The following is a 4,704-nucleotide window of genomic DNA, read 5'->3' as shown; positions in this document are numbered from 1 at the left end:
ACCACCAGCGGCGCGATCAGGGCGCTGACGCCCAGGATGAACAGCACATTGAAGATGTTGCTGCCCACCACGTTGCCGATCGCGATGTCGGCCTTGCCGTCGAGCACGGCGCCGACGCTCACCGCGACCTCGGGCGCGCTGGTGCCGAATGCGACGATGGTGAGTCCGACGACGAGCGGGCTGATACCAAACGATAGCGCCAGTTTGGACGCGCCGCGCACCAGCGTGCTGGCGCCGATGACCAGCAGGATCAGGCCACCGAGAAACATGAGCATGTTCATGATCGGGCACCGTAGCTACAAACAGCTGCCCACCGCAGTGCGTTCCGCCGCACGCAGACAGCCACAAGATCCGCGTTCAGTGCTGCCGTGCTGTCGTGCCTGCTTGAGGACAGCATTCCCGTCATATCTTCCGTCATGCGGCCACCTCCGGGGCCGGCTGAGGACCGGAGCCTCCACCGCGGCGGCGCCACATCGCAATGAACAGGTGCAGCCCTGCCCCCAGCAACACAAGCAGCGCACTGCCGAGGCCCCAGATCACCCAGGTCGCGATAGTCAGGCCACCGGCCAGCGCCGGCGCGGCTTGAAGCAGGGTCTCGACGACTGGCGCCAGGCCCGACAGCACCGAGGTCATCGCCTGCACGATCTCCGGCGGCACCCAGGGCGCCAGCCACTCCGGAAGACGAAGTCCCTCGACACCCGATGCGGCGCCTGTCAACGTGCCTGCACTCGAGACCGTCCACACGGCGACGGCATTCATCGCCCAGGCTGCCAGCGACCAAAGTGCAAGAAGGCTGAAGATCACAAACCAGCTGAGTGCGTAAAACATGATCGGTTCGTCTTGGTTAAGTAGAAGCAACCGGTAGTCTCCAACGGTTTTTGATTCGAACAAACCAGTTTCAGGAAGACTTAACCTTCGGTTTTTCCGATGTGAAGTTGGCATGCTGAAGTACCGCCATATGTATCACTTCTGGGTCGTGACCAAGGAATGCGGCTTCGCCTGCGCGGCCGAGCGGCTGGACATGGCGGTGCAGACCATCAGCGCCCAGGTTCGAGAGCTGGAAAAGGCACCGGGTCACCAACTTCTCAAGCCCGCCGCGCGGGGTGGCGGTGACCGAGGCTGGTCAGGCGGCCTTTGCTCGCCGAGGAAACCTTCCAGCTGGGGCAGCTCATTCCGGAAGAAGTTCGCGAGGCCGCCGGCCAGCACTTCCTTCGACGTGAAATGCTTGCATTGGCTCGCCTTGGCGATGCCGACATCCGCCGCGACCTCGTCGACGGTCATGATGTCGTAGCAATTCTCGGCGAGCCGCCGGTTGACCGAGCTGACGGTCGCGTCCTCGCGGGCACGCAACACCTATTCCTGGGAATGCACCTTTTGCCATGCGGGTCAGTTTGAGCGACTGGGTCGTAGGCTATACCGATGCGTCTTGACGCCGCAGCCGACCCCCGGCCCGCCGAGCCCTTCAAGCATGCGCCGCGCCAAACCGTCGGGCCTGGAGCTCAGCGCCGCGGTTCGGGTGGCGTGGCGATGCTCGGCGCGAACGTGGTGTCGAGTCCGAACGCGGTGCCCATGTCGGCGGCCTCGACCTCGGCGGCGGCCGGCTGCGGCAGTCGAACGAGCAGCGCCGACAGGCACGCAATCGCGCCTTGCAGCCCGTCGTAGTGGTCGAACCAGGGCATCCACGCTGAGCAGTGGGCTCGACGTCTGTGGCCGGCATGGCCCGACAACGGGGGTGGACGGCTCGCTGTTCGTGCCTTGGCCCCTGCGGCGTGCCGGGCGGCCCGCCGCACGGGCCAAGGCACGCCGTCGTTCCTTCGACGGCGGGCCCCGAGCGGGCGCGTCAGTTCTTCGGGCGCTGCGGTCCCGGATTGACCTTCAGGTAGGCCTCCATCTCCTCCGGCGTGACGGCGTTGTCGCGGTTCTTGTCGATCTCGGCCCAGTCGCGCACGGCACCCGGCTTGGCGGTAGCGGCGGTTGCTGTGGCCACCGCCGCCGTCGTCGTGACCGCCTTGGCGGCCGCGGGTGCGGCCGGTTTGCTGTCGGCCGCGATGGCGCCGCCGGCGGCGAGCGTAAGGGTCAGGGTGGCAATCCAGAGGGTCTTCATGGTCATTCCTTGTGAAGGTCGTGAAAGGAATTCGGCACCTCGCCGCATCCCGGGAACGTCGACTCGCGCAAGGTCTTGCCTGCAATCTAGAGACGCCGGTGGCACCGGGAGCCGCTTGCGCAACTCCGTGTTGACGATGCGACCGTGGACCAACCCGAAGGCGGTTTCCGGCTACTCCCCTCGATCACGAAAACGACGCTGCATGGAGCGCCTGGCGTGCCCAAGAGTTCCGTGCGTCGCTCCATCTCTTTCTTTATTCAAGATCACGCCGCACCGACTGGCGCGCGCCAAGCGACGCCGCAGCGCTTCAATTCATGGCCTGCCGGCGCGCCGACTTCGGGGCGCTCGCCGCGTCGTCATCGGTCAGCCCGCAATGGTGCCGGGCGGACCACGGTTCCACCGTCGGCCAAGTAGCCGTCCGCCCGGGCGGCGGCTAAGGACAGACGCGGGTCAGCAACGCCAAGGTGCTGTCATCGATGTTGGCCACCAACAGGGAGCCCGTCGCGCAGACCCCGAGCAGCAGCTCTTCGCACAGCGTGTGGACGATGTGCGGCATGAGATGGGGCTCCAGGCCCAGCTCGCGCTCGGCGCCGAGCTGCTTGAGGATCCCAGACTCAGAACTGCACGCCGTCAGCGCTCAGAACCAGCGCGACGATGCGCGCCGCGGCTTCAGGGCTGTTGTGGGGGTAGCTGCGCATGGTGAAGTGCTTTCAGTGTTGACGTTTAGATGGAGAGCCAAGGCGGACGAATCGCCGCCTCTTGGTGGCGTGAGAGGCTGCGGCGACCAGTCGCTTGTCGAGCCGCAACCGGCGCTGCGCGATGAGTTCGGCCCCGAACGCCGTTGCGTAGCGCGCGTACGGGCGGGTCAGGCGCGCCCACAGGTCGAACACGGCAATGTGGTTGCCGGGATGGCCAGCACCGGCGCGCGCATGCGCCCCACCTCACCGTCGAACGCCACGATGACTTCCCTGCCCACGAAGAGTGTCACCGTCTGCGCGTCGCGAACCGTGGCCCCATCTCGAAGTCAGTCGCAGCCGGCGCTGTGCGCGCAGCAGCGTCGCACAGGCCGCCATAAACGCCACCCAGCGGCTGGTTCGGGCGAGCGGCCACTTGAAGACACGGATATCGCCGTTCAGCACCAACGTCGGGCCGGCCAAGATGTACGGGTCATCGCCAGAGAAGTGCAGGTCGCGAATGCCCAGGCCGTCGAGCTGTCAGCATGGTCCCGGTCAGGCTTGGCATTCTTGCGTTTGAGGCCATGCGAGCCGACCACCCAGAGGAAGCCATCGGCCACAGTCATGCCTTTCAGGTCGGCCTCTGCTTCGGCCGTGCCGGGCAGGTCCAGCAGGTCGGCCAGCGTGAAATCGCGCGCTTCGCCGGAACGCAAGACCTTGCGCCCCAAGGAGTCGAGCCGGCGCAGGCGGTCCAGTCCGCAGGCTTCGTCGCCGGCGCCCAGAGCCAGTCGCCGGTGAAGGGCGCTCGATAAGTTGGTTTGAACCAGGCAGCCGGGTGTGAACTCCAGACGAACGGCGTTCGCGGTTCGGGTGTTGGGCATGGGATGGGTTCTGCGGAAGAAGCAGCGCCAGGAAGTCTGCAGATTGCAGCGAGTTCGAGCCGCAGCCGCGAAGCACCGAAGTCTGCGGCGGAATCCTTGTCGTGTGTTCAGTCTTTCCGATGTTGGCGTTCTCGAAAAACTGCTTTTTCAGAGCGGTTTAACAGCTCACATTGCGTCTGTCCCTCAACCGATGGAGATCCGCGATGCAAGTGCTCTTCAAGTCCCGCCATCCGCAAGCCACCGAACTGCGCGACCTGACCGAGCGCCGTGTGCGCTTTGTCCTTCGGCGCTTGGGCTGGCTAGTGCCGCGTGCCGAGGTGCAGATGTCCGACGTGAACGGCCCCCGTGGCGGTATCGACAAGCGCTGCCAGGTGGAGCTCAGGACCGATGGCGCCGGGTCGGTGGTCGTCGCGTCCGTAGCGAACGACTGGCGCACGGCACTGGACAACGCGTTGGCGCGCGCAGCGCGGTTCCTGATGCGTCTGTGGCGCCGTAGCAGTGACTCCCGCCGCATGCGTCAGCGCTTGATCAGTCTCGAGCGCTGAAACCGAACGAAGGACCCCACACCATGAACCCCATTTCGCCTATCCCTTCTACCGCGCGCCCGGGCTCCGCAGGCCGATCCCAGGTCGTCACCGACCCTGCGAGCCTGCCGAGCGATGTCGGCGCGAGCCGCGTGTTGCGCAACACGTATGCACTGCTGTCGATGACGCTGCTGTTCAGCGCGGCCATCGCCGCCGCCAGCGTGGCGTTTCAGCTGCCGGCGCCGGGCATCCTGCTGACGCTGGGTGGCTATTTCGGTCTGCTCTTCGCCGTCTATAAGTTCAAGAACAGCGGCTGGGCGCTGCCGGCGGTGTTCGCGCTTACAGGCTTCATGGGCTACTCGCTGGGGCCGGTGCTGGCCAAGTCGCTGGCATTGCCCGGCGGCGCACAGGTCGTGACCCTGGCCCTGGCGGCAACCGGTGCTACTTTCCTGGCCTTGTCGGCATGGGTTCTGACGTCCCGGCGCGACTTCAGCTTCATGGGCGGTTTTCTGTTCGCCGGC

8 protein-coding genes and 3 pseudogenes are annotated in these 4,704 nt (G+C 65.8%); 3 read left to right on the top strand and 8 right to left on the bottom strand.

Going from position 1 to position 4,704, the window contains the following annotated elements; genetic code table 11:
* Both H0W38_RS16835 and H0W38_RS16830 read right to left on the bottom strand, forming a co-directional pair.
* Positions 1-281 (bottom strand): annotated as a pseudogene (locus H0W38_RS16835) (sodium:calcium antiporter); the annotation flags it as partial.
* Between the two features lie 133 nt (positions 282-414).
* Positions 415-891 carry a hypothetical protein gene (locus H0W38_RS16830; protein WP_292456172.1) on the bottom strand — a complete coding sequence of 159 codons (477 nt, stop codon included), beginning with the start codon at positions 889-891 and terminating at the stop codon, positions 415-417.
* 49 nt (positions 892-940) lie between these two features.
* On the opposite strand from H0W38_RS16830, the pseudogene H0W38_RS16825 reads away from it, so the two are divergent.
* Positions 941-1,197, top strand: a pseudogene (locus H0W38_RS16825) (LysR family transcriptional regulator); the annotation flags it as partial.
* Here H0W38_RS16825 and H0W38_RS16820 read toward each other — a convergent pair.
* From H0W38_RS16820 to H0W38_RS16800, 6 genes and pseudogenes are all read right to left on the bottom strand, one after another.
* A pseudogene (locus H0W38_RS16820) lies at positions 1,198-1,350 on the bottom strand (TetR family transcriptional regulator); the annotation flags it as partial.
* A gap of 149 nt (positions 1,351-1,499) precedes the next feature.
* On the bottom strand, positions 1,500-1,679 hold the full coding sequence (locus H0W38_RS16815) for a hypothetical protein (RefSeq protein WP_292456171.1): 180 nt from the start codon (positions 1,677-1,679) through the stop codon (positions 1,500-1,502).
* Between the two features lie 161 nt (positions 1,680-1,840).
* Entirely contained in the window at positions 1,841-2,104 is a 264-nt protein-coding gene (locus H0W38_RS16810; RefSeq protein WP_292456169.1) for a hypothetical protein, read from the bottom strand.
* A gap of 433 nt (positions 2,105-2,537) precedes the next feature.
* Positions 2,538-2,660, bottom strand: coding sequence for a hypothetical protein (locus H0W38_RS16805; protein ID WP_292456167.1), 123 nt, complete (start codon positions 2,658-2,660; stop codon positions 2,538-2,540).
* A 385-nt stretch (positions 2,661-3,045) separates the two neighbouring features.
* Positions 3,046-3,261 carry a hypothetical protein gene (locus tag H0W38_RS22145; RefSeq protein WP_367162281.1) on the bottom strand — a complete coding sequence of 72 codons (216 nt, stop codon included), beginning with the start codon at positions 3,259-3,261 and terminating at the stop codon, positions 3,046-3,048.
* Positions 3,237-3,506 (bottom strand): DUF3616 domain-containing protein, encoded by a 270-nt coding sequence (locus H0W38_RS16800; RefSeq protein WP_292456165.1) that lies wholly within the window; start codon positions 3,504-3,506, stop codon positions 3,237-3,239. Before H0W38_RS16800 ends, H0W38_RS22145 begins: the two co-directional genes overlap by 25 nt.
* Before the next feature lie 356 nt (positions 3,507-3,862).
* On the opposite strand from H0W38_RS16800, the gene H0W38_RS16795 reads away from it, so the two are divergent.
* Together H0W38_RS16795 and H0W38_RS16790 are read left to right on the top strand one after the other, a co-directional pair.
* On the top strand, positions 3,863-4,204 hold the full coding sequence (locus H0W38_RS16795; RefSeq protein WP_292456163.1) for an HPF/RaiA family ribosome-associated protein: 342 nt from the start codon (positions 3,863-3,865) through the stop codon (positions 4,202-4,204).
* Between the two features lie 23 nt (positions 4,205-4,227).
* Positions 4,228-4,704 (top strand): Bax inhibitor-1 family protein (locus H0W38_RS16790; RefSeq protein WP_292456160.1); only part of this gene is annotated, 477 nt, incomplete at its 3' end.

It is taken from the genome of Methylibium sp., assembly GCF_013817365.1.
In the GTDB taxonomy this organism is placed as follows: Bacteria; Pseudomonadota; Gammaproteobacteria; order Burkholderiales; family Burkholderiaceae_C; genus Methylibium.
Note: the sequence above shows the minus strand (reverse complement) of the source record. Positions and strands in the feature narration are given on the sequence as shown.